Annotated in this window: 19 protein-coding genes; 6 read left to right on the plus strand and 13 right to left on the minus strand. The window is 66.6% G+C overall.

From position 1 onward, the window contains the following. Positions 1-228 precede the first annotated feature (228 nt). On the plus strand, positions 229-3,858 hold the full coding sequence (locus HSX14_RS24575; RefSeq protein WP_173172969.1) for a transporter substrate-binding domain-containing protein: 3,630 nt from the start codon (positions 229-231) through the stop codon (positions 3,856-3,858). 155 nt (positions 3,859-4,013) lie between these two features. Here the strand turns inward: HSX14_RS24575 and rplS are convergent, their stop codons facing one another. From rplS to ffh, 5 genes are all read right to left on the minus strand, one after another. Then, on the minus strand, positions 4,014-4,364 hold the full coding sequence (gene rplS, locus HSX14_RS24580) for a 50S ribosomal protein L19 (protein WP_111263571.1): 351 nt from the start codon (positions 4,362-4,364) through the stop codon (positions 4,014-4,016). Positions 4,365-4,406: 42 nt separating this feature from the next. Then, the gene (trmD, locus tag HSX14_RS24585) at positions 4,407-5,159 is read right to left on the minus strand and encodes a tRNA (guanosine(37)-N1)-methyltransferase TrmD (RefSeq protein ID WP_173172967.1); all 753 of its coding nucleotides are present in this window, start codon (positions 5,157-5,159) and stop codon (positions 4,407-4,409) included. 10 nt (positions 5,160-5,169) lie between these two features. Beyond that, positions 5,170-5,706, minus strand: coding sequence for a ribosome maturation factor RimM (rimM, locus tag HSX14_RS24590; protein WP_173172965.1), 537 nt, complete (start codon positions 5,704-5,706; stop codon positions 5,170-5,172). An 8-nt stretch (positions 5,707-5,714) separates the two neighbouring features. After that, positions 5,715-5,966, minus strand: coding sequence for a 30S ribosomal protein S16 (gene rpsP, locus HSX14_RS24595; protein WP_021220791.1), 252 nt, complete (start codon positions 5,964-5,966; stop codon positions 5,715-5,717). 204 nt (positions 5,967-6,170) lie between these two features. Next, positions 6,171-7,547 (minus strand): signal recognition particle protein, encoded by a 1,377-nt coding sequence (gene ffh, locus HSX14_RS24600; protein ID WP_111263568.1) that lies wholly within the window; start codon positions 7,545-7,547, stop codon positions 6,171-6,173. Between the two features lie 157 nt (positions 7,548-7,704). On the opposite strand from ffh, the gene HSX14_RS24605 reads away from it, so the two are divergent. From HSX14_RS24605 to HSX14_RS24615, 3 genes are all read left to right on the plus strand, one after another. Beyond that, entirely contained in the window at positions 7,705-8,505 is an 801-nt protein-coding gene (locus HSX14_RS24605) for a cytochrome C assembly family protein (RefSeq protein WP_173172963.1), read from the plus strand. Between the two features lies 1 nt (position 8,506). Beyond that, positions 8,507-9,328: a transporter associated domain-containing protein gene (locus tag HSX14_RS24610; RefSeq protein ID WP_173172961.1), complete on the plus strand. Its 822-nt coding sequence runs from the start codon at positions 8,507-8,509 to the stop codon at positions 9,326-9,328. A 288-nt stretch (positions 9,329-9,616) separates the two neighbouring features. Beyond that, positions 9,617-10,930: an MFS transporter gene (locus HSX14_RS24615; RefSeq protein WP_173172952.1), complete on the plus strand. Its 1,314-nt coding sequence runs from the start codon at positions 9,617-9,619 to the stop codon at positions 10,928-10,930. 4 nt (positions 10,931-10,934) lie between these two features. Here the strand turns inward: HSX14_RS24615 and HSX14_RS24620 are convergent, their stop codons facing one another. The 5 genes from HSX14_RS24620 to HSX14_RS24640 all read right to left on the minus strand — a co-directional run bounded on the left by HSX14_RS24620 (position 10,935) and on the right by HSX14_RS24640 (position 14,301). Continuing rightward, positions 10,935-11,711, minus strand: a complete 777-nt coding sequence (locus tag HSX14_RS24620) for an SGNH/GDSL hydrolase family protein (protein ID WP_173172950.1) — start codon at positions 11,709-11,711, stop codon at positions 10,935-10,937. Beyond that, positions 11,708-12,889, minus strand: a complete 1,182-nt coding sequence (gene purT, locus HSX14_RS24625) for a formate-dependent phosphoribosylglycinamide formyltransferase (protein ID WP_111263564.1) — start codon at positions 12,887-12,889, stop codon at positions 11,708-11,710. The genes HSX14_RS24620 and purT overlap by 4 nt, the downstream gene beginning before the upstream one ends. 62 nt (positions 12,890-12,951) lie before the next feature. After that, positions 12,952-13,152 carry a DUF1289 domain-containing protein gene (locus tag HSX14_RS24630; protein WP_173172948.1) on the minus strand — a complete coding sequence of 67 codons (201 nt, stop codon included), beginning with the start codon at positions 13,150-13,152 and terminating at the stop codon, positions 12,952-12,954. Continuing rightward, entirely contained in the window at positions 13,152-13,676 is a 525-nt protein-coding gene (locus tag HSX14_RS24635; protein WP_173172946.1) for a gamma carbonic anhydrase family protein, read from the minus strand. The genes HSX14_RS24630 and HSX14_RS24635 overlap by 1 nt, the downstream gene beginning before the upstream one ends. Positions 13,677-13,698: 22 nt before the next feature. Continuing rightward, on the minus strand, positions 13,699-14,301 hold the full coding sequence (locus tag HSX14_RS24640) for a CoA pyrophosphatase (RefSeq protein WP_173172944.1): 603 nt from the start codon (positions 14,299-14,301) through the stop codon (positions 13,699-13,701). Positions 14,302-14,447: 146 nt separating this feature from the next. On the opposite strand from HSX14_RS24640, the gene HSX14_RS24645 reads away from it, so the two are divergent. Then, the gene (locus HSX14_RS24645; RefSeq protein ID WP_173172942.1) at positions 14,448-15,002 is read left to right on the plus strand and encodes an NUDIX hydrolase; all 555 of its coding nucleotides are present in this window, start codon (positions 14,448-14,450) and stop codon (positions 15,000-15,002) included. A 40-nt stretch (positions 15,003-15,042) separates the two neighbouring features. Next, complete coding sequence (locus HSX14_RS24650; RefSeq protein ID WP_111263559.1) at positions 15,043-15,546, plus strand: L,D-transpeptidase family protein; 504 nt, start codon at positions 15,043-15,045, stop codon at positions 15,544-15,546. A gap of 112 nt (positions 15,547-15,658) precedes the next feature. Here HSX14_RS24650 and HSX14_RS24655 read toward each other — a convergent pair whose 3' ends face one another. The 3 genes from HSX14_RS24655 to purL form a co-directional block, all read right to left on the minus strand. Then, the gene (locus tag HSX14_RS24655) at positions 15,659-15,976 is read right to left on the minus strand and encodes a YqfO family protein (protein WP_173172940.1); all 318 of its coding nucleotides are present in this window, start codon (positions 15,974-15,976) and stop codon (positions 15,659-15,661) included. Between the two features lie 226 nt (positions 15,977-16,202). Then, positions 16,203-16,517, minus strand: coding sequence for a CDGSH iron-sulfur domain-containing protein (locus tag HSX14_RS24660; RefSeq protein ID WP_173172938.1), 315 nt, complete (start codon positions 16,515-16,517; stop codon positions 16,203-16,205). After that, positions 16,495-20,391 (minus strand): phosphoribosylformylglycinamidine synthase, encoded by a 3,897-nt coding sequence (gene purL, locus HSX14_RS24665; protein WP_173172936.1) that lies wholly within the window; start codon positions 20,389-20,391, stop codon positions 16,495-16,497. Before purL ends, HSX14_RS24660 begins: the two co-directional genes overlap by 23 nt. Between the last annotated feature and the right edge of the window lie 39 nt (positions 20,392-20,430).

Below are 20,430 nucleotides of genomic sequence, written 5' to 3' on the forward strand. Positions count from 1 at the left end.
CTCGCGCACCGCTCCCTTCCCGGAAAGGCAACGCCCCTGGATGCCGGCGACCCCAGAGCCCTGCCCATCGGCCCTCAGAGCATCTCTTGTAGGAACCATGCGCAACCACCTGGGGACATTTCCCAAGCAGCATTTGCGGTGGCTCCAGCGTGAGCGGAATGGGCTATTTTCCGCTGCCACCGCAGTTCGACCCGGCGGTTCCCGCAACCCCGCCAATAAGGAAGCCCCATGCACAGAACGCGACTCGCCCGCACGCTGCCAGGCGTCCTCGTCGGCGTGCTCCTCGCCGGGCTGACAGCGAACCTCCCGGCCGAGGAACAACTCCCCCTGCTCAGCCGCCCCTTGGCCACCGATGCCAAGGCCGAACTGGATCTCGAGGACTGGCGCTGGTTGCGGGACAAGCGCGAGCTGCGCCTGGGCATCGGCAATGACCTGCCGCCGTTCGACATCACCACCAGCGGGCGGGATTTCGAGGGCCTCACCGCCGATGTCGCCGGAGTCATCGCCGACAAGCTCGGCATCGACATCAAGGTATTGCGCTACCCCAGCCGGGAAGAGGCACTGCGAGCCCTGGAAGAGGGCCGTGTCGACCTGCTCAGCGCCTCCAACTCGTTCGAGACGAACAACCGCCAGTTGCTGCTCAGCGACACCTACGCGCCCGACCAGCCGGTGCTGGTCAGCCGCGACGACGAGCGCCGGCCGCTGTCACCGGGGCTGGTGGGCATGCACCTGGTGATGTCCGCCGACTACCAGCCGGTGGAGCGGATCCGCGCCCACTATCCGCTGGCGCGGGTCAGCACCGCAGTCGACCCCCGCTCCGCCCTGCGCGCGGTGGCCCTGGGCCGCGCCGATCTCTACCTCGGCGACCTGGTGGTGGCGAACTACCTGCTCAACCAGAGCCAGGCCGGCCCCCTGCGGCTCGCCGGCTACAGCAAGATGCCCAGCGGCGGGTTCGGCTTCGCCATGCGCGATGACCAGCCGGAACTGCGCAAGGTGGTGAACGCCGCGCTGGCCAGCATTCCGCCGGAACGCCAGAGCGAGCTGCTCAAGCGCTGGAGCGGCGGCAACGGCCCGCTGCTGTCGGACGCCAGCCTGGTGTTCACCCAGCAGGAGCAGCGCTGGCTGCTGCAGCATCCGGTGCTGCGCATCGCCACCTTCGGCAACCTGTCGCCCGTGAGCTTCTTCGACAGCGATGGCAACTACCACGGCATCACCGCCGACGTGCTGGACCAGGTGCGCATGCGCACCGGGCTGCGCTTCGAGATCATCCGCACCAGCAGCCAGAAGGAGATGATCGAGAAGCTCAGGTCCGGCGAGGCCGATCTGATAGGCGCGCTGAACCCGGCGATCGAGAACGTGCAGGGGCTGGCCTTCACCCGTCCGTACATGAACGCGGGGCTGGTCATCGTGAGCCGCCGCGACAACGCCGATTCGGCGGAACTGGAGTCGCTGGACGGCAAGCGCATCGCAACGCCCCGCGACCCGCGACTGCACCAATGGCTGCATGAGCACTACCCCCGCGCCGTACCCGTGGAGCTGGACTCGATGCATGAGGCACTGACGCTCACGGCCGAGGGCAAAGTCGACGCCAGCATCATCCCCGGCACGGTGGCCGAGCACCTGGTGCAGCGCTTCTTCGACGAGCAGCTGTGGATATCCGATGGGGTGCCGCAGTTGCTCGAAGCCACCGCCTTCGCACTCAGGCGCGGCGACCTGGAACTGCTGTCGGTACTGGACAAGACCCTGATCAACATCCCGCCGGACGAACTGGGGGTACTGGTCAACCAGCGCTGGCGCTCCACGGTGGAGGTGGCCAGGCCGACCTGGCGCGACTACGAACGGCTCATCTACCAGGTGGGGGGCGTGGTCGGGCTGCTGCTCAGTGTGTCGCTGGTCTGGAACATCTACCTGCGCCGCCAGATGCAGCTGAGGGCGGCCGCCGAGCGTGCGCTGAACGACCAGCTGCAGCTGATGGAGACGCTGATCAACGGCACCCCACACCCCATCTATGTGCGCGATCGCGACAACCGCCTGCTGCTGTGCAACGACAACTACCTGGCGGCACTCTCCATCGACCGCGAGCAGGCGATCGGGGCGCTGCCGCTAGAGGGCATCTTCGACGACGACGGGTGCACCCCGCATCTGCCGGAGGACTACCGTCGCGTGATGGAAAGCGGAGAAAGCCTGCAAGCCGATCGCCGGCTGAATCATCCAGACGGGCCATTCAGCATCTTTCACTGGATCGAGCCCTTCCGCGACTCCCGGGGCATCATCCGCGGCGTGGTCGCCGGCTGGATCGACATCACCGAGCGCCTGCGCCTGGTGGCCGACCTGCAGGAGGCGAAGGAGCGGGCCGATGAGGCCAGCCGCGCCAAGAGCACGTTCCTGGCGACCATGAGTCATGAGATCCGCACGCCGATGAATGCGGTGATCGGCATGCTCGAACTGACCCTGCAGCGCGCCGACCAGGGGCAGCTGGACCGCCCGGCCATCGAGATCGCCCATGACTCGGCCAATGGCCTGCTGGAGCTGATCGGCAACATCCTCGACATCGCCCGAATCGAGTCCGGTCGCCTGACCCTAAGCCCGGTGCGCTGCGACCTGCGCGAACAGGTGGAAGGCGTGGTGCGCGTATTCGACGGCCTGGCTCGGCAGAAGAGCCTCTCCCTGGAGCTGGAGTTCGACCCGCGGGCCGGCGTCGAGGTGCTGCTGGACCCGGTGCGTTTCAAGCAGGTGCTCTCCAACCTGGTCAGCAATGCCATCAAGTTCACCGAGCGCGGCCGGGTGAGCCTGCGGATAGCCGGGCAGCCCTGCCAGGACAAGCGCCTGGAACTGGTCGTGCAGGTGGAGGACAGCGGCCCGGGCATCGAGCCGGAAGACCTGGCCCAGCTCTTCCAGCCCTTCAGCCAGGGGCGCCACCAGGGCACCAACACCCTGGGTGGAACCGGGCTGGGGCTGGTCATCAGCCGGACCCTCTGCGAAATGATGGGTGGCAGCATCGACATGACCAGCCAACCCGGCAAGGGGACCTGCGTGACGGTGCAGCTGACCCTGCAAGTACTCGACCCCCTGCCCCGCACCGAAATGCCATCGGCTGCCCCGATCACCGCCCCCGAGCGGCGCCTCGACATCCTGGTGGTGGACGATCACCCGGCCAACCGCGAGTTGCTCAAGCAGCAACTGCTCTTCCTGGGCCATCGGGTCCGCGATGCACAGAACGGCTCCGGCGGGCTGGAGCTCTGGCAACGACAGCGCTTCGACCTGGTGATCAGCGACTGCAACATGCCGGTCATGAACGGCTACGACCTGGCCCGCGCGGTGCGCCAGCAGGAGCGACGCGACGCGCTGACACCCTGCCGCTTCATCGGCTACACCGCCAACGCTCAGAACGAAGAACACGAGCGATGCCGCCAGGCGGGCATGGATGCCTGCCTGTTCAAGCCCATCAGCCTGGCGGAGCTGGCCGCCCTGCTGGCCGGCATAGCGCCGCAGGCCAAGGGCCCCGAACCCATGCCCATTTCCTGCGACCTGCGGGAATTCGAATACCTGGCCGGCCGCGACCCGGCCCTGCGCACGCGCCTGCTGGACACGCTGCTGCGCAGCAACCAGAGCGACCTGGCGTTGATGCGGGACTTCATCGACAAGGGCGACAGGCCGGCGATCGCGGAGGTGGCGCACAAGATCAAGGGGGCCGCGAAGATCGTCCAGGCACATCCCCTGATCACCCATTGCGAGGCACTGGAAGCCTTGTGCGAAAACCACGCGAGCGATGACGCGCTGGCCGCGCAGTTCACCGAGCTGCAATTCGAACTGGAACGCCTGGAATGCTGCCTGGCGGAAGTCATGGACAACGCTTGAGCCCCGAACGTCGCGTGCATCGCTTGGCTCAGGCTCGAGCGGCGCACCAGACCCGCCATCACACATCAGAAGGCTCGAGGGGCGAGCTGACTTTCCCGCGCCCAATAAAAAGCCCGCCGCGGTTTCCCGGGGCGGGCTTCTGAGGGAAGCGGTACTTAGACCAGCTTCTCCTTGATGCGAGCTGCCTTGCCGGACAGGTCGCGGAGGTAGTACAGCTTGGCCTTGCGCACGTCACCGCGGCGCTTGACGCTCAGGCTGTCGACCAGCGGGGAGTAGGTCTGGAAGGTACGCTCTACGCCTACGCCGTTGGAGATCTTGCGCACGGTGAAAGCACTGTTCAGGCCGCGGTTGCGCTTGGCGATGACAACACCTTCGAAGGCCTGCAGACGCTGACGGTCGCCTTCCTTCACTTTCACTTGCACGATCACGGTGTCGCCGGGGGCGAAAGCCGGGATCTCTTTGTTCATTTGTTCAGCTTCGAGTTGCTGAATGATCTTGTTGGTCATCGCTGCGCTCCTAAGACAAGCCGCCGGCCTGCCATCGATACGTTAACTATCGTCCCGCTGGCGGATGTATTCCGCCAACAGCTTCTTCTCTTCTCCAGAAAGCGAGCGGCTATCCAGAAGATCGGCACGACGTTCCCAGGTCCGACCAAGGGACTGCTGCAAACGCCAACGCCGGATGTGTTCGTGGTTGCCACTGAGCAACACATCGGGAACACGCTTGTCCGCATACACCTCGGGTCGGGTGTAGTGCGGGCAATCGAGGAGACCGTCCGTGAACGAGTCTTCCTCTGCGGAGTCCGCATGGCCCAGCGCGCCGGGCAACAACCGCGTCACCGCGTCGATCAGCACCATTGCCGGCAGCTCACCGCCGGACAATACGTAGTCGCCGATCGACCATTCCTCGTCGACGTGCTCTTCGATGAAGCGCTCGTCGATACCTTCGTAGCGACCGGCGATCAGAATCAGGGATTCCGACTGGACCAGTTCGCGCACGGCCTCCTGCTTGAGCTGGCGACCCTGCGGCGAAAGGTAGATCACCTTCGCCTGCTCCCCTGCCGATGCCTTGGCTGCTGCCAGGGCCCGCTCGAGGGGCTGAATCTTCATCACCATCCCCGGGCCACCGCCGAAGGGCCGGTCGTCCACCGTCTGGTGGCGGTCCTCGGTGAAGGTCCGCGGGTTCCAGCAGGTCAGTTTGAGCAGACCCTGCTTTACCGCTCGGCTGGTGATGCCGTATTCGCTGATGGCGGCGAACATCTCCGGAAAGATGCTGATGACCTCGACCTGCAGGCTTTTCATGTCATGCAGCTCAGAAGCCAGCGTCCCAGTCCACCTGCATCTCGCCTGTTTCCAGGTCGATCGCAAGCACGCATTGCTCCGTATAGGGCAACAGGCGCTCACGGTCATCGAGGCTGCCGGTGCAGGGCTTGACCACCATCACATCGTTGGCGCCGGTCTCCAGCAGATGATCGACCTTGCCGAGCAGTTGCCCTTGCTGGTCGATGACCTTGAGACCTTCCAACTGATGCCAGTAGTACTCGTCATCGCTGAGTTCCGGCAGCTCGCTACGGGGCACGCAAATGTCGAAGCCCGCGTAAGTACGAGCGACTTCGCGATCATCGAGACCCTTCAGCTTTGCCACCAGGACCTTGCCATGCAAGCGTCCACTGGCCAATTCGACCTGCTTTACCTCGTTATCACGCCTGAGCGTCCAACGGCGGTAATCGAGCACGTTATCCAGCGGGTCGGTAAAGGAATACACCTTCACCTCGCCACGTACGCCATGCACCGAGAAAATCTTGCCGAGAACAATAAGATCCTCGGCCTGTGCCGGCGTCGTGCTCATAAAGTTGCTTAGGCAGCAGCCTTGGCAGCTTCCTTCAGCAGCTGAGCAACGCGCTCAGACGGCTGGGCGCCCTGGCTCAGCCAGTAGGTGGCACGCTCCTGGTTCACGGAGAGCTTCACTTCAGCACCCGAGGCGACCGGGTTGAAGAAGCCGATACGCTCTACGAAGCGACCGTCGCGCGCATTGCGGCTGTTGGTCACGGTCAGGTGGTAGAAGGGGCGCTTCTTGGAGCCGCCACGAGCAAGACGGATGGTTACCATTGAACTTCGTTCCTATAGTCGGTGCTTTTCAAGCTGTGCACACACATGGGCCATGGGCCCGAAAGGCCGCATATTCTAAGGATTATCCGGCCGATTGCAAATCTCTTTTGCGAGCCACCTGTCGGTGGCCGCTGCAAGCCACAGGTTTCAGGCCACCAGGCGCTCAAGAGCCACCCGCCGGCCATCGCCTGGCGCGCCTTTCAATCACATCTTCGGCATGCCGCCGCCGGGGAACATGCCGCCCATGCCGCGCATCATCTTGGCCATGCCGCCCTTGGCGGTGACCTTCTTCATCATCTTCTGCATCTGCTTGTGCTGCTTGATCAGGCGACCGACATCCTGCACCTGGGTGCCGGAGCCGAGCGCGATGCGGCGCTTGCGCGAGCCACTGATGACTTCCGGGTCGCGGCGCTCGGCGGGGGTCATCGAGTTGATGATGGCCTCCATCTGCTTGAACTGCTTCTCCGCCGCGCCCTGGGCGTTGCCCATCTGCGCCAGGTTGACGCCCCCGAGCATCGGCAGCTTGTCCATGAGGCCGCCAAGGCCGCCCATGTTCTTCATCTGCTGCAGCTGGTCACGGAAGTCCTCGAGGTCGAAGCCCTTGCCCTTCTTGATCTTCTTCGCGAGCTTCTCGGCCTTGTCGCGATCCATGTTCTGCTCGGCCTGCTCGATCAGGCTGAGCACGTCACCCATGCCGAGGATGCGCGAGGCGATGCGGTCCGGATGGAAGGGATCGAGCGCTTCGCTCTTCTCGCCCATGCCGAGGAACTTGATCGGCTTGCCGGTGATGGCGCGCACCGACAGCGCGGCACCGCCACGGGCGTCACCGTCGACCTTGGTCAGCACGACACCGGTCAGCGGCAGCGCCTCGCCGAAGGCCTTGGCGGTGTTGGCGGCGTCCTGGCCGGTCATGGCGTCGACCACGAACAGCGTCTCGACGGGCTTGATCGCGGCATGCAGCGCCTGGATCTCGGCCATCATCTCGCCGTCGATGTGCAGGCGACCGGCGGTGTCCACCAGCACCACGTCGATGAACTTGAGCTTGGCCTCGCGGATCGCCGCCTCGGCGATGTCCACCGGCTTCTGGCTGATGTCGGAGGGGAAGAAGGTCACGCCGATATCGGCGGCCAGGGTTTCCAGCTGCTTGATCGCCGCGGGACGGTAGACGTCGGCCGAGACCACCAGCACGGACTTCTTCTTGCGCTCCTTGAGGAAGCGCGCCAGCTTGCCGACGGTGGTGGTCTTGCCCGCGCCCTGCAGGCCAGCCATGAGCACGACGGCAGGCGGCGCGGCGGCCAGGGACAGGTCCTCGTTGGCCGCGCCCATCAGCTCGATCAGCTCGGCCTGGACGATCTTCACGAAGGCCTGGCCCGGCGTCAGGCTCTTCGACACCTCGGTGCCGACGGCGCGCTCTTTGACCTTGTTGACGAAGTCCTTGACCACCGGCAGGGCGACGTCGGCCTCGAGCAGGGCCATGCGGACTTCGCGCAGGGTGTCCTTGATGTTGTCCTCGGTCAGCTTGGCCTTGCCGGTGACATGGCGCAGCGTCTGTGAGAGGCGGTCTGTAAGATTTTCGAACATGCACGTTCCTTTCAGGTTCGTCCGAACCGAGGGTGAGCTTGCGGCAAGCGGCGGATTATAGCGAAGTGCGGGCGGCGCCGACACCGCCTGCGGTCTTTCGTGAGCGCCCCCATCTGTGCCAAACTCAGCGCCTTTCGGGCTTGCCTTACAAGGACTTATGCACCCTCTGCTGCCCAGCCTCCTGGCTGCCTTCCTCTACGCAGGCGCCACCACCTACCAGGGCCTGCGCCTTCGCCAGCGCGCCGCGCCGGACAAACGCCTGCTCGTGTCGCTCGGTGCCCTGGCGCTCCTCGCCCACGCGTTAAGCCTTTATATCCAGCTGATCACCCCGGTGGGCCTGACCCTCGACTTCTTCAACGCCGCCAGCCTGATCGCCGCCGCCGTGATCCTCCTCACATTGCTGGCCATCTCGCGGATACCGGTGGAGAACCTGCTCCTGCTGCTCCTGCCACTGGGGCTGCTGACGGTGCTACTGGCCGCCTTCGCCCCCTCCGGGACGGTGCAGGCGATCGACGAGGAACCGGGCATCCTCGCGCACATCCTGCTGTCGATCCTGGCGTACGGCATGCTCACCATCGCCGTGTTCCAGTCGCTGCTGCTGCTGCTCCAGGACCACCAGCTCAAGCACAAGCATCCCTCCGGGCTGATCCGCAACTTCCCGGCGCTGCAGACCATGGAGAGCCTGCTGTTCGGCTTCCTCTGGGCCGGCTGGGCCCTGCTGTCGCTGTCGCTGATCTCCGGCTGGCTGTTCGTCGAGAACCTGTTCGCCCAGCACCTGGCCCACAAGACCATCCTGTCGTGCATCGCCTGGGTGGTATTCGCCGTGCTGCTGTGGGGCCGCCACCAGTTGGGCTGGCGCGGACACAAGGCCATCCGCTGGACCCTGGCGGGCTTCTGCCTGCTGATGCTCGCCTACTTCGGCAGCAAGCTGGTCCGCGAATTCATCCTGCACATCTGAGATGCCCATCGACGGATTCCTCGCCGGCCTGCTGCTCGGGCTGCTGCTCGCCTGCCTCGCCGGCTCGGTGCTGGCCTGGAGCCTGTCGCGCCGGCGCCGCCAGCCGGTGCAGGTCGAACCCGAAGCGACGCCGCGCCTGCCCTCCACGCTGACCGAGGCCCTGCAACGCGTCACCATCGCCGCGATCATGGTCCCGCGCAGCGAGATCCAGGGCATCGACATCAGCCAGCCGCCGGAGCGCATCCTCGAGCTGCTGCGCACCGCCACCCACACGCGCCTGCCGGTGTACCGCGAGGACATCAACCAGATCGAGGGCATCCTGCATATCCGCCAGGTCGCCCGCCTGTTGCCCCAGGACGGCGTCAGCGCCGAAGACCTGCTGGCGGCCTGCCGCGAGACCTACTTCGTGCCGGAAAGCACCCCGCTGCTCACCCAGCTGGTGAACTTCCAGAAGGAACAACGCCGCGTCGGCATCGTGGTCGACGAATACGGCGACGTGATCGGCCTGGTCAGCCTGGAGGACATCTTCCAGGAGCTGATCGGCGAATTCGGCAGCCTCGACGACCTCGCGCCCAACCCGGCGATCCATCCCCAGGAGGACGGCCGTTTCGAGCTGGACGGCTCCCTGCACCTGCGCGAGCTCAACCGGGTGCTCGGCTGGCACCTGCCTTGCGAAGGCCCCAAGACCCTCAACGGCCTGATCACCGAAGCCCTGGAGCAGATCCCCGAGACCAGCGTGTGCCTGAAGATCGGCCCCTACCGCCTGGAGATCCTGCAGTCCGGCGAGAACCGCGTGCAGCGCGTGCTGGCCTGGCGCGCCTGAGCCCCAAACGGCCTTGGCCGTAGCCCCTTGCCGTGGTTTTCCAGCGCTTTCTATAATCCGCCCGGGCCCACCCCGCCCATCCGGCCGCCGCGGCTACCCGCCCACGCGCCACCGGCCAGCCCGCCTGGCCGCCTGAGAACCACCTGCCACGGCCCCACAGGCCCGTCCGCAGCCCGCAAGGCCCCTGATCCGGCGACCCGCCGTATCACCCCCTTCCCTCAGCACAACACGACAGCCACGAGATTACGTCGGGCCGTGATGGCCGCGACGACCGACAGGGGACCAACAATGACCACCGCCACCTTGAGCGACAGCGCAGGCGCGCCAGCGGCCAATTCGCCAGCCCGCGTCGCCACCGCCAGCTTCATCGGCACCGCCATCGAGTTCTACGACTTCTATATCTACGCCACGGCTGCGGCCCTGGTGATCGGCCCGGTGTTCTTCCCGCAGACATCCGGCACCGCGCAGATGCTCTCGGCCTTCCTCACCTTCGGCATCGCCTTCCTCGCCCGCCCCCTGGGTTCGGCGCTGTTCGGCCACTTCGGCGACCGCATCGGACGCAAGTCGACACTGGTGGCCTCGCTGCTGCTGATGGGCGCCTCCACCACGCTGATCGGCGTACTGCCGGGCTACGACGCCATCGGAGCCTGGGCGCCGATCCTGCTGTGCCTGTTGCGCTTCGGCCAGGGCCTGGGACTGGGCGGTGAATGGGGCGGCGCGGCCCTGCTGGCCACCGAGAACGCCCCGCCCGGCAAGCGCGCCTGGTTCGGCATGTTCCCGCAGCTCGGCCCGTCGATCGGTTTCCTCGCCGCCAACGGCCTGTTCCTCACCCTGGCCCTGAGCCTGAGCGACGAGCAGTTCCGCGGCTGGGGCTGGCGCATCCCCTTCCTGCTCAGTGCCGTATTGGTACTGGTCGGCCTCTACGTACGCCTGAAGCTGGCGGAGACGCCCGTCTTCGCCAAGGCCATGGCCCAGCAGGAGCGGGTGAAGATGCCGGTGATCGAAGCCTTCGGCAGCCACTGGCGCCCGATCGTCCTCGGTGCCCTGGCGATGGTGGTGTGCTACGCGCTGTTCTACATCTCCACCGTGTTCTCCCTCAGCCACGGCGTCGCCAGCCTCGGCTACAGCCGCGAAAGCTTCCTCGGCATGCTCTGCTTCGCGGTGCTGTTCATGGCAGCGGCCACCCCGCTCTCGGCCTGGCTGAGCGACCGCTTCGGGCGCAGGCCGGTGCTGATCGTGGGCTGCTCGCTGGCGATCCTCTCCGGCTTCGCCATGCAGCCGCTGCTGACCCAGGGCTCGACATTCTCGGTCACCCTGTTCCTCAGCATCGAACTGTTCCTGATGGGCGTGACCTTCGCCCCGATGGGGGCGCTGCTGCCGGAGCTGTTCCCCACCCACGTGCGCTACACCGGTGCCTCGGCGGCGTACAACCTCGGTGGCATCGTCGGGGCGTCGGTCGCGCCCTTCTTCGCCCAGAAGCTGGTGGCCATGGGCGGGCTTTCCTGGGTCGGCGGCTATGTATCGGTGGCGGCGGCACTCAGCCTGCTGGCGGTGCTGTGCCTCAAGGAAACCCGCGACGACGACCTCGGCGCGGTGCGCTGAAACCTCAGGCTCCTGCCGCTTCCTCGAGGAGGCGGCAGTCGGCCCGCCCCACCCTCCCCGCCCGCACGATCCACTCCGCCAGCAAACCGCCCCAGACACGGCAGCCCAGCTGCGAGGGGTGGTAGCCGTCCACGGCCAGGAAGTCCGCCTGCATGGCGATGGACGCGGCACAGTGCTCGGCGTCCAGTTCCCCGGCCAGCGTGCGCATCTGCTCATCGAGCAGCCGCGCGCGCCAGCCCAGCAGGCGACGCAGCAGCCAGGGCAAGGCGCTGAAGTGCTGCAGCGGCGGGACGGCTGCGAACACCACCTGGGTGCCGCGCTCGATGAAGGGTGACGCCAGCCGCCGCAGGGACTCGCGCCAGTCGCGGGTGGAGCTGAAATGGGTGGTGTCGTTGACGCCGAAGACCAGCAGCAGCAGGTCCACGGGCTCGTCCCGCACCTGCGGCAGCAGACGCTCGCAGGCCTCGCCCGCCGTGATGCCGTTCTCGCCACAGGCACGCCAGGCGACGGGGCGCTGCAACTGCAGTGAAAGAGCGGTCGCCAGTTGCCCTGGCAATGCCAGTTGCAGGCAGGAGACACCGACGCCGGCGACCGTGGATTCGCCGATCAGCAAAACGCGCAGGGGTTCGCCCGGATACTCCGCGCCCGCCAGCCCATGGTCGGGACCGGCGGCAGGAGGCAGGCGCAGGGCGGTGCGCCTGGTATACAGGGCCTGGGGCAGCACCAGGGGCATCAGCGCCAGCGCCGATGCCCACCAGAGCAACCCGGCCCCTCGGCTCACAGCTTGACGTCGACGGCCTGGGCCGCGCGGGTCGCCTTGGCACGGGCCAGGTCGGTGGACTCGTCTCGCGCCAGGGCCACGCCGAGGCGGCGCTGGCCATCCACCGCCGGCTTGCCGAACAGGCGCAGCGCGGTGTCAGGCTCGGCGAGGGCGGCCGAGAGGTTGCCGAAGCTCATCTCGGTGGACTTGCCTTCCACCAGGATCACCGCCGAGGCGGACGGGCCGGACTGGCGGATCACCGGGATCGGCAGGCCGAGGATGGCGCGGGCGTGCAGCGCGAACTCGGAGAGTTCCTGGGAGATCAGGGTGACCAGGCCGGTGTCGTGCGGGCGCGGCGACACTTCGCTGAACCATACCTGGTCACCCTTGACGAACAGCTCCACGCCGAACAGCCCGCGACCACCGAGTGCCTCGGTCACGGCCTTGGCCACGCGCTCGGACTCGGCCAGGGCCTTGGGGCTCATCGCCTGGGGCTGCCAGGACTCGTGGTAGTCGCCCTTCACCTGGCGGTGGCCGATGGGCGCGCAGAAGGTGGTACCCCCGACGTGGCGCACGGTGAGCAGGGTGATTTCGTATTCGAAGTCGATGAAGCCCTCGACTATCACGCGGCCCTTGCCGGCACGGCCGCCTTCCTGGGCGTAGTCCCAGGCGTACTGCAGGTCGTCGTCGCTCTTGAGCACCGACTGGCCCTTGCCGGAGGAACTCATGATCGGCTTGACCACGCAGGGGTAGCCGACGCTGGCGACGGCGGCGCGGTAGTCCTCGAAGGTGTCGGCGAAGTGATAGGGGGAGGTCGGCAGGCCCAGTTCCTCGGCCGCCAGGCGGCGGATGCCCTCGCGGTTCATGGTCAGCTGCGCGGCGCGGGCGGTGGGGATCACGGTGTAGCCTTCGGCCTCCAGCTCCACCAGGGTCGCGGTGGCGATGGCCTCGATCTCCGGCACGATGTAGTGCGGCTTCTCCAGCTCGATGACCCGGCGCAGGGCCTCGCCGTCGAGCATGCTGATGACGTGGCTGCGATGGGCGACCTGCATGGCCGGCGCATTCTCGTAGCGATCGACGGCGATCACCTCGACGCCCAGGCGCTGCAGCTCGATCACCACTTCCTTGCCCAGCTCGCCAGAGCCGCAAAGCAGTACACGGGTCGCACTCGGCGACAGCGGGGTTCCAATACGGGGCATCGGTGTTTCCTCGAAAGATGAAAGGTATTCACGCGGCCGGCGACCGAGGGCCGACGGCTTCTTCAATGGGGCTGGATCAGGAACTGGCCACCGGCCCGCGCGCGCTCCATGCAGCGCACCAGCACCTCGCGGCGCTCGGTATTGTCCATGCGGCCCCAGCGGGTGATCTCGTCGACGCTGCGTTGGCAGCCGGTGCAGATGTCGTCCTCGTCCAGCGCGCAGACATGCACGCAGGGCGAGGCGACGGGGCGTTCGCGTTCCATCAGTCTTCCTGTTCGACCAGTTCCCGTGCATAACGCTGGGCGTTGTGCACGTAGTGAGCGGCGCTGCCCTCGAGCATCTTCTTCTGCTGCTCGGTCAGCTCACGGACTATTTTACCGGGCGAGCCCATCACCAGCGAGCCGTCTGGGATTTCCTTGCCCTCGGGGATCAGGGCGTTGGCGCCGATGATGCAGTACTTGCCGATCCTGGCACCGTTGAGGATCACCGCGTTGATGCCGATGAGGCTGTAGTCGCCGACGGTGCAGCCGTGGAGCATGGCGTTGTGGCCGATGGTGACGCCCTTGCCGATGTTCAGCGGGAAGCCCATGTCGGTGTGCATGACGGTGCCATCCTGCACGTTGCTGTTCTCGCCGATGTGGATGAGTTCGTTGTCACCACGCAGCACGGCGCCGAACCAGACACTGGCTCCGGCATCCAGGCGGACCTTGCCGATCACCGCCGCATCGGGGGCGATCCAGCTCTCGGGATGGGTTTCGACACGGGCGTTGCCCAGGCGGTATTTCATCAGGCGCTCCTCGAAACGGGGCTCAGTTGAGTTTGACGAAGGTGGCCGGCGGCTCGCGCATCTCGATGCCGGCATCGAAGACCAGGTTGACCAGCTCCACCACCATGATCGCGGTGAGCCCCCAGATCTTGTACTGGCCGAACTGGTAGCTGGGCACGTACCAGCTCTGGCCGAGGTAGTCGATGCGGTGGGTCATCTCGCGCGGGTCGCTGCGGAAGAACTCCAGGGGCACGCTGAAGACCGAGTCGATCTCGCCGTCGTTGGCCTTGTACTCCACGTAGTCGGGCACGAAGCCGACGTAGGGCGTGACCTGGATGCCATGGCGCGAGACCAGGGTACTGAGCGGGCCGATGACCTCGACCAGGCCGGGCGGCAGGCCGATCTCCTCCTCCGCCTCGCGCAGGGCGGTGTGGATCAGGTCGCGGTCCTCGGGGTCGCGACGGCCGCCCGGGAAGGCCACCTCGCCACCGTGGGTGGACAGGCCGCTGGCGCGCAGGGTGAGCACCAGCTCGGGTTCGGCGCTGCGGGTGATGGGCACCAGCACCGCCGCCTCGGGGAAGGAGCGGTCGGTCACCAGCGTCTTCGGGGAATAGCTCCGCACGCGGCGGTGCAGGTCATCCAACATGGATATTCTCGGCTTTTATTCTGCCGGGCATCATGGCACGAACCCGCAGGCCGCCCAACCCCCGAGCCGACGTTCGCAGCCCCCGTCCCGCTTGCCGTGGGGGCCCCAGCCGCGCCAAGATTGCGCCCTCGACCCGAGGATTCCCGATGAAGTTCTGCAGCCAGTGCGGCGGCCCCGTGATCCAGCGCATCCCCGAAGGCGACAACCGCCTGCGCCATGTCTGCGAGCTATGCCACACCATTCATTACCTGAACCCGCGCATCGTCGCCGGCTGCGTGCCGGTCTGGGGCGAGCAGGTGCTGCTGTGCCGCCGCGCCATCGAGCCGCGCAAGGGCTACTGGACCCTGCCCGCCGGTTTCATGGAGAACGGCGAGACCATGGAACAGGCCGCCGCGCGTGAAACCGCCGAGGAAGCCTGCGCACGGGTACGCGACCTGCAGCTGTACACCCTGTTCGACCTGCCGCACATCAGCCAGGTCTACACCTTCTTCCTCGCCCAGCTGGTCGACCTGGACTTCGCCGCCGGCGAGGAAAGCCTCGAAGTGAAGCTGTTCCACGAACGTGACATCCCTTGGTCCGAGCTGGCTTTTCCGACTGTCGGACGTACCTTAGAATGCTACTTCGCCGACCGTATCGAGCAGGTCTATCCGGTCCGCAACGAGCCGTTGGCACCCTTGCTGGCCTACTACAAGAAAGCCTGAACGCACTGCCGAATTCGAACACTCTGGGGATGCTGTAGAAATGCGCTGGTTGCTCCTTGCCTTCATCTTTTGCTTTACCTCCCTGTCCCACGCCAGCGCCGCCCCCAGCCTCGAAGGCAAGGGCATCGACAAGGTGCTGGTGGTCAAATCCGAGCGCAAGTTGTTGCTGATGAACCGCGGCAACATCCTCAAGAGCTACCGCATCTCCCTGGGCAAGCAGCCCAAGGGGCCGAAACTGCGCGAAGGCGACCAGCGCACGCCCGAGGGCTTCTACTGGATCGACTGGCGCAAGACCAGCGACAAGTACAACCTGGCGATGCACATCTCCTACCCCAATGCCCGCGACTCCCTGCAGGCGCGCCAGAAGGGCGTGCCCGCCGGGGGCATGATCATGATCCACGGCACCCCGCTGGACGAGGAATACCCCGAGTGGTACTTCCACACCCTGGACTGGACCGAGGGCTGCATCGCCATGAAGAACGCCGACATGCGCGAGATATGGAGCCTGGTGAAGGACGGCACGCTGATCGAGATCCGCCCCTGAAGGAGCGAGCGGCAGGCATGAAAAGGCGCCCCGGGGCGCCTTTTTTCATTCAGTGGTTCCCCGCGTGGTGGGATGGCGGGGAACAGCCCCGCACGCCGCGAGGGTGGGCGACTCAGAACACCAGGTCGGACAGGCGCCAGACCTCATAGGCCGGCGTCTCATAGGGGTGCGTCTGCTTGAGGGCGCGCACGGCATCGTGGATCAGCTCGTCGGCGACGACCATCTCCACCTTCCACTCGGACACATGCTCCACCCGGCCCACCTCGCCGATGAAGGGGTCGGCTTCGGCCAGCGGGCGGAACTGGCCCTGGCCCAGGCTCTGCCAGCAGCAACTGTCATAGGCACCGATTCGGCCACCACCCGCCGCGAAGACCGCTTTCTTGACCGGCTCGAGGTGGGACTCCGGAACGTAGAAGCACAGCTTGTACATCAATCACTCCACAGGCAATTACAGGCTGGACGCTAGTGGCCAGATGATGCCACCGGAAGATGGCACTTCGCCAATACTTTGTCGCGACCAGCGTCACGATACCGGCATTCGACTGGCTGCCGGTCAAAGTGTTCAGCGCTGCCATAGAGCAGTTGGCCATAAGCGGGGCCAGCCTGAGCGCCCCGGGTGGAGCGCGATGGAGCCCGGGGGCGAGCCGGGCTTGCGGTCAGCCGCCCTGCCAGAACCGACGCCACTTGTCCTTCAGCGAAGGCGCGGCGGGGGCGTGGCTGCCATCGCAATACGGCAAGCGTTGCGACAGGCCGCAGCGGCAGAGGATGAGCAGTTGCTGGCGTTCGATGTGAAGCGAGAGGCCCTGTCGGCAGTCGCCTGGGCAATCGGGAAGCCGGGGCGAGTGCCCGCAGCGGCAAAGCAGGAGGTTGGCGCCGGGTTCGACCCGGCGCACCTCCGGTAGCGAAGCGCCCTCCCCCGTGTCCGGAAGCGGGCGCTCGCCGGCGTCGTCAGTCGACCCAGACGCGGGCATTGCGGAACATGCGCAGCCAGCCGCCGTCTTCCTGCCACTCGTCGGGGCGCCAGGAGTTCTGCACGGCACGGAACACGCGCTCCGGGTGCGGCATCATGATGGTCACGCGACCATCGCGGCTGGTGAGGCCGGTGATGCCACGGGGCGAGCCGTTCGGGTTGGCCGGATAGCTCTCGGTGACCTTGCCGTGGTTGTCGACGAAGCGCATGGCCACGCAACCGGAAAGGTCGGCTTCCAGCAGGGCTTCCTCGCTCTCGAACTCGGCATGGCCTTCGCCGTGGGCGATGGCGATGGGCATGCGCGAGCCGGCCATGCCACGCAGGAAGATCGACGCCGACTCCTGCACCTGGACCATGGCCACGCGGGCCTCGAACTGCTCGGAGCGGTTGCGCACGAAGTGCGGCCAGAACTCGCTGCCCGGGATCAGCTCGTGCAGGTTGGACATCATCTGGCAACCGTTGCACACGCCGAGGGCGAAGCTGTCCTTGCGCTCGAAGAAGGCCTGGAAGCCGTCACGGGCACGGGCGTTGAACAGCACCGACTTGGCCCAGCCCTCACCGGCGCCGAGCACGTCACCGTAGGAGAAGCCGCCGCAGGCCACCAGGCCCTTGAACTCTTCCAGGCTGACGCGGCCGGCGAGGATGTCGCTCATGTGCACATCGATGGCGGCGAAGCCGGCACGGTCGAAGGCGGCCGCCATCTCGACCTGGCCGTTGACGCCCTGCTCACGCAGCACGGCGACTTTGGGACGCGCGCCCTTCTTTATATAGGGAGCGGCGATGTCCTGGTTGACGTCGAAGCTGAGCTTCACCGACAGGCCGGGGTTGTCTTCGTCCAGCAGGACGTCGAACTCCTGGTCGGCACAGGCGGCGTTGTCGCGCAGGCGCTGGATCTGGTAGCTGGTCTCGGTCCACTGGCGCTGCAGCATGCGGCGCTCACCGGCGAACACCGGCTCGCCGTTGAAGGCGACGGCGACGTCGGCACCATTGACCGGCTGGCCGATGACGGCCACGCAGTCGCCCAGGCCGGCGGCGCTGAACTGGGCCAGCACTTCCGCGGTGGCGCCCTGCTGGACCTGGATGACCGCACCCAGCTCTTCGTTGAACAGCACGGCCGCCAGCTCGTCGGCGGAATCGGCCAGGGCATCGAGTTGCAGGTCGAGACCGCAATGACCGGCGAAGGCCATTTCCAGCACGGTGGTCAGCAGGCCGCCGTCGGAACGGTCGTGGTAGGCCAGCAGCAGGCCGTCCTGGTTCAGGCCCTGGATCACGGCGAAGAAGGCCTTGAGGTCTTCGGCATCGTCGACGTCCGGCACGGCCTGGCCGAGCTTGGCGTAGGTCTGGGCGAGGATCGAGCCGCCCATGCGGTTCTGGCCACGGCCAAGGTCGACCAGGATCAGGTCGGTCTCGCCCTTGTCCAGGCGCAGTTGCGGGTTGAGGGTGCGGCGTACGTCCTGCACCGGGGCGAAGCCGGAGATCACCAGGGACAGCGGCGAGGTCACGGACTTGTCCACGCCCTCGTCCTGCCAGCGGGTCTTCATGGACATGGAGTCCTTGCCCACCGGGATGGTGATGCCCAGCGCCGGGCACAGCTCCATGCCCACGGCCTTGACCGTGTCGTACAGGCGCGCGTCCTCGCCCGGGTGGCCAGCGGCGGCCATCCAGTTGGCGGACAGGCGGATGTCGGAAATCTTCTCGATGCGTGCCGCCGCCAGGTTGGTGATGGTCTCGCCGACCGCCATGCGGCCCGAGGCCGGGGCGTCCAGCAGGGCCAGCGGGGTGCGCTCGCCCATGGCCATCGCCTCGCCGGTGTAGACGTCGAAGCTGGTGGCGGTGACGGCGCAGTCGGCCACCGGTACCTGCCACGGGCCGACCATCTGGTCGCGAGCCACGAGGCCGGTGATGGTGCGGTCGCCGATGGTGATCAGGAAGCTCTTGCTGGCCACGGCCGGGTGGTGCAGCACACGGCTGACCGCGTCGGCGATGTCGACACGGGCGGCGTCGAAGTCATCGCCCTGCTCGGCTTCGCGGGTCACGCTGCGGTGCATGCGCGGCGGCTTGCCCAGCAGGACGTTGAGCGGCATGTCCACCGGCTTGTTGCCGAAGTGGCTGTCGGCGACGGTCAGGTGCGGCTCCTCGATGGCCTCGCCGACCACCGCGAAGGGGCAGCGCTCGCGTTCGCAGATGGCCTTGAAGCGCTCGAAGTCGGCGGCGTCCACCGACATCACGTAGCGTTCCTGGGACTCGTTGCACCAGATTTCCAGCGGGCTCATGCCCGGCTCGTCGTTGGGCACGGCGCGCAGCTCGAAACGGCCGCCGCGGCCACCGTCGTTGATCAGTTCCGGCAGGGCGTTGGAGATGCCGCCGGCCCCCACGTCATGGATGAACTTGATGGGGTTCTCGGCACCCAGCTGCCAGCAGCGGTCGATCACTTCCTGGCAACGGCGCTCCATTTCCGGGTTGTCGCGCTGCACGGAGGCGAAGTCCAGGTCGGCGGAACTGGCACCGGTGGCCATGGAGGAAGCGGCACCACCGCCCAGGCCGATGAGCATGGCCGGGCCACCGAGGACGATCAGCTTGGCGCCGACCGAGATCTCGCCTTTCTGCACGTGCTCGGCGCGGATGTTGCCCATGCCGCCGGCGAGCATGATCGGCTTGTGGTAGCCGCGCACTTCTTCACCGTGGGGGGTGTCGATGGCCTGCTCGAAGGTACGGAAGTAGCCGTTCAGCGCGGGACGGCCGAACTCGTTGTTGAACGCGGCGCCGCCCAGCGGGCCCTCGATCATGATGTCCAGCGCGGTGACGATGCGCTCGGGCTTGCCATAGGGCTTCTCCCAGGGCTGCTCGAAACCGGGGATCTGCAGGTTGGAGACGGTGAAGCCGGTCAGGCCCGCCTTGGGCTTGGCACCACGGCCGGTGGCACCTTCGTCGCGGATCTCGCCGCCGGAGCCGGTGGAAGCACCGGGGAAGGGAGCGATGGCGGTCGGGTGGTTGTGGGTCTCCACCTTCATCAGGATGTGCACCGGCTCCTCGGTCGCGCCGTACTGGCGGGTTTCCGGGTTGGGGAAGAAACGCCCGGCGGTGAAGCCCTCGATGACCGACGCGTTGTCCTTGTAGGCGGACAGCACGCCTTCGCGGTTCATCTCGTAGGTGTTCTTGATCATGCCGAACAGGCTCTTCTCCTGCGCCTGGCCGTCGATGTCCCAGCTGGCGTTGAAGATCTTGTGGCGGCAGTGCTCGGAGTTGGCCTGGGCGAACATCATCAGCTCGACGTCATGGGGGTTGCGCCCCATCTCGCTGAAGCTCTTCACCAGGTAGTCGATCTCGTCGTCGGCCAGGGCCAGGCCCAGCTCGACGTTGGCGCGGGCCAGGGCATCGCGGCCACCGCCGAGGATGTCGACCACGGTAAGCGCCTTGGGCTGCGCGTGGCTGAACAGGCCCGAGGCCTCTTCCAGGGCGCCCAGCACCAGTTGGGTCATGCGGTCATGCAGCGCGCTGGCGATCAGTTGCGCCTCGGCGTCGGAGAACTGGCCGGCGACGTAGTAGGCGATGCCGCGCTCGATGCGCTCGATCTTGGCCAGGCCGCAGTTGCGGGCGATGTCGGTGGCCTTGCTCGACCAGGGCGAGATGGTGCCCAAGCGCGGCAGGACCAGGAACAGGCGGCCGGACGGCTCCTGCACCGGGACGCTGGGCCCGTACTTGAGCAGGCGCGCCAGGACCTTTTCCTCGTCGGCGGTAAGAACGCCGGTGACTTCGGCAAAGTGGGCGAACTCGGCGTAAAGACCGGTGACGGCGGGAACCTTCTGGGTCAGTTGCTCGAGCAGTTTGCCGTGGCGAAAGGCGGAAAGGGCGGGGGCACCGCGCAGGATCAACATCTTCTGGACAGCCTCTGGGAAGGGGTGTGCTTAGAGGCC

The sequence above is a fragment of the Pseudomonas tohonis genome (assembly GCF_012767755.2).
GTDB lineage: Bacteria > Pseudomonadota > Gammaproteobacteria > Pseudomonadales > Pseudomonadaceae > Metapseudomonas > Metapseudomonas tohonis.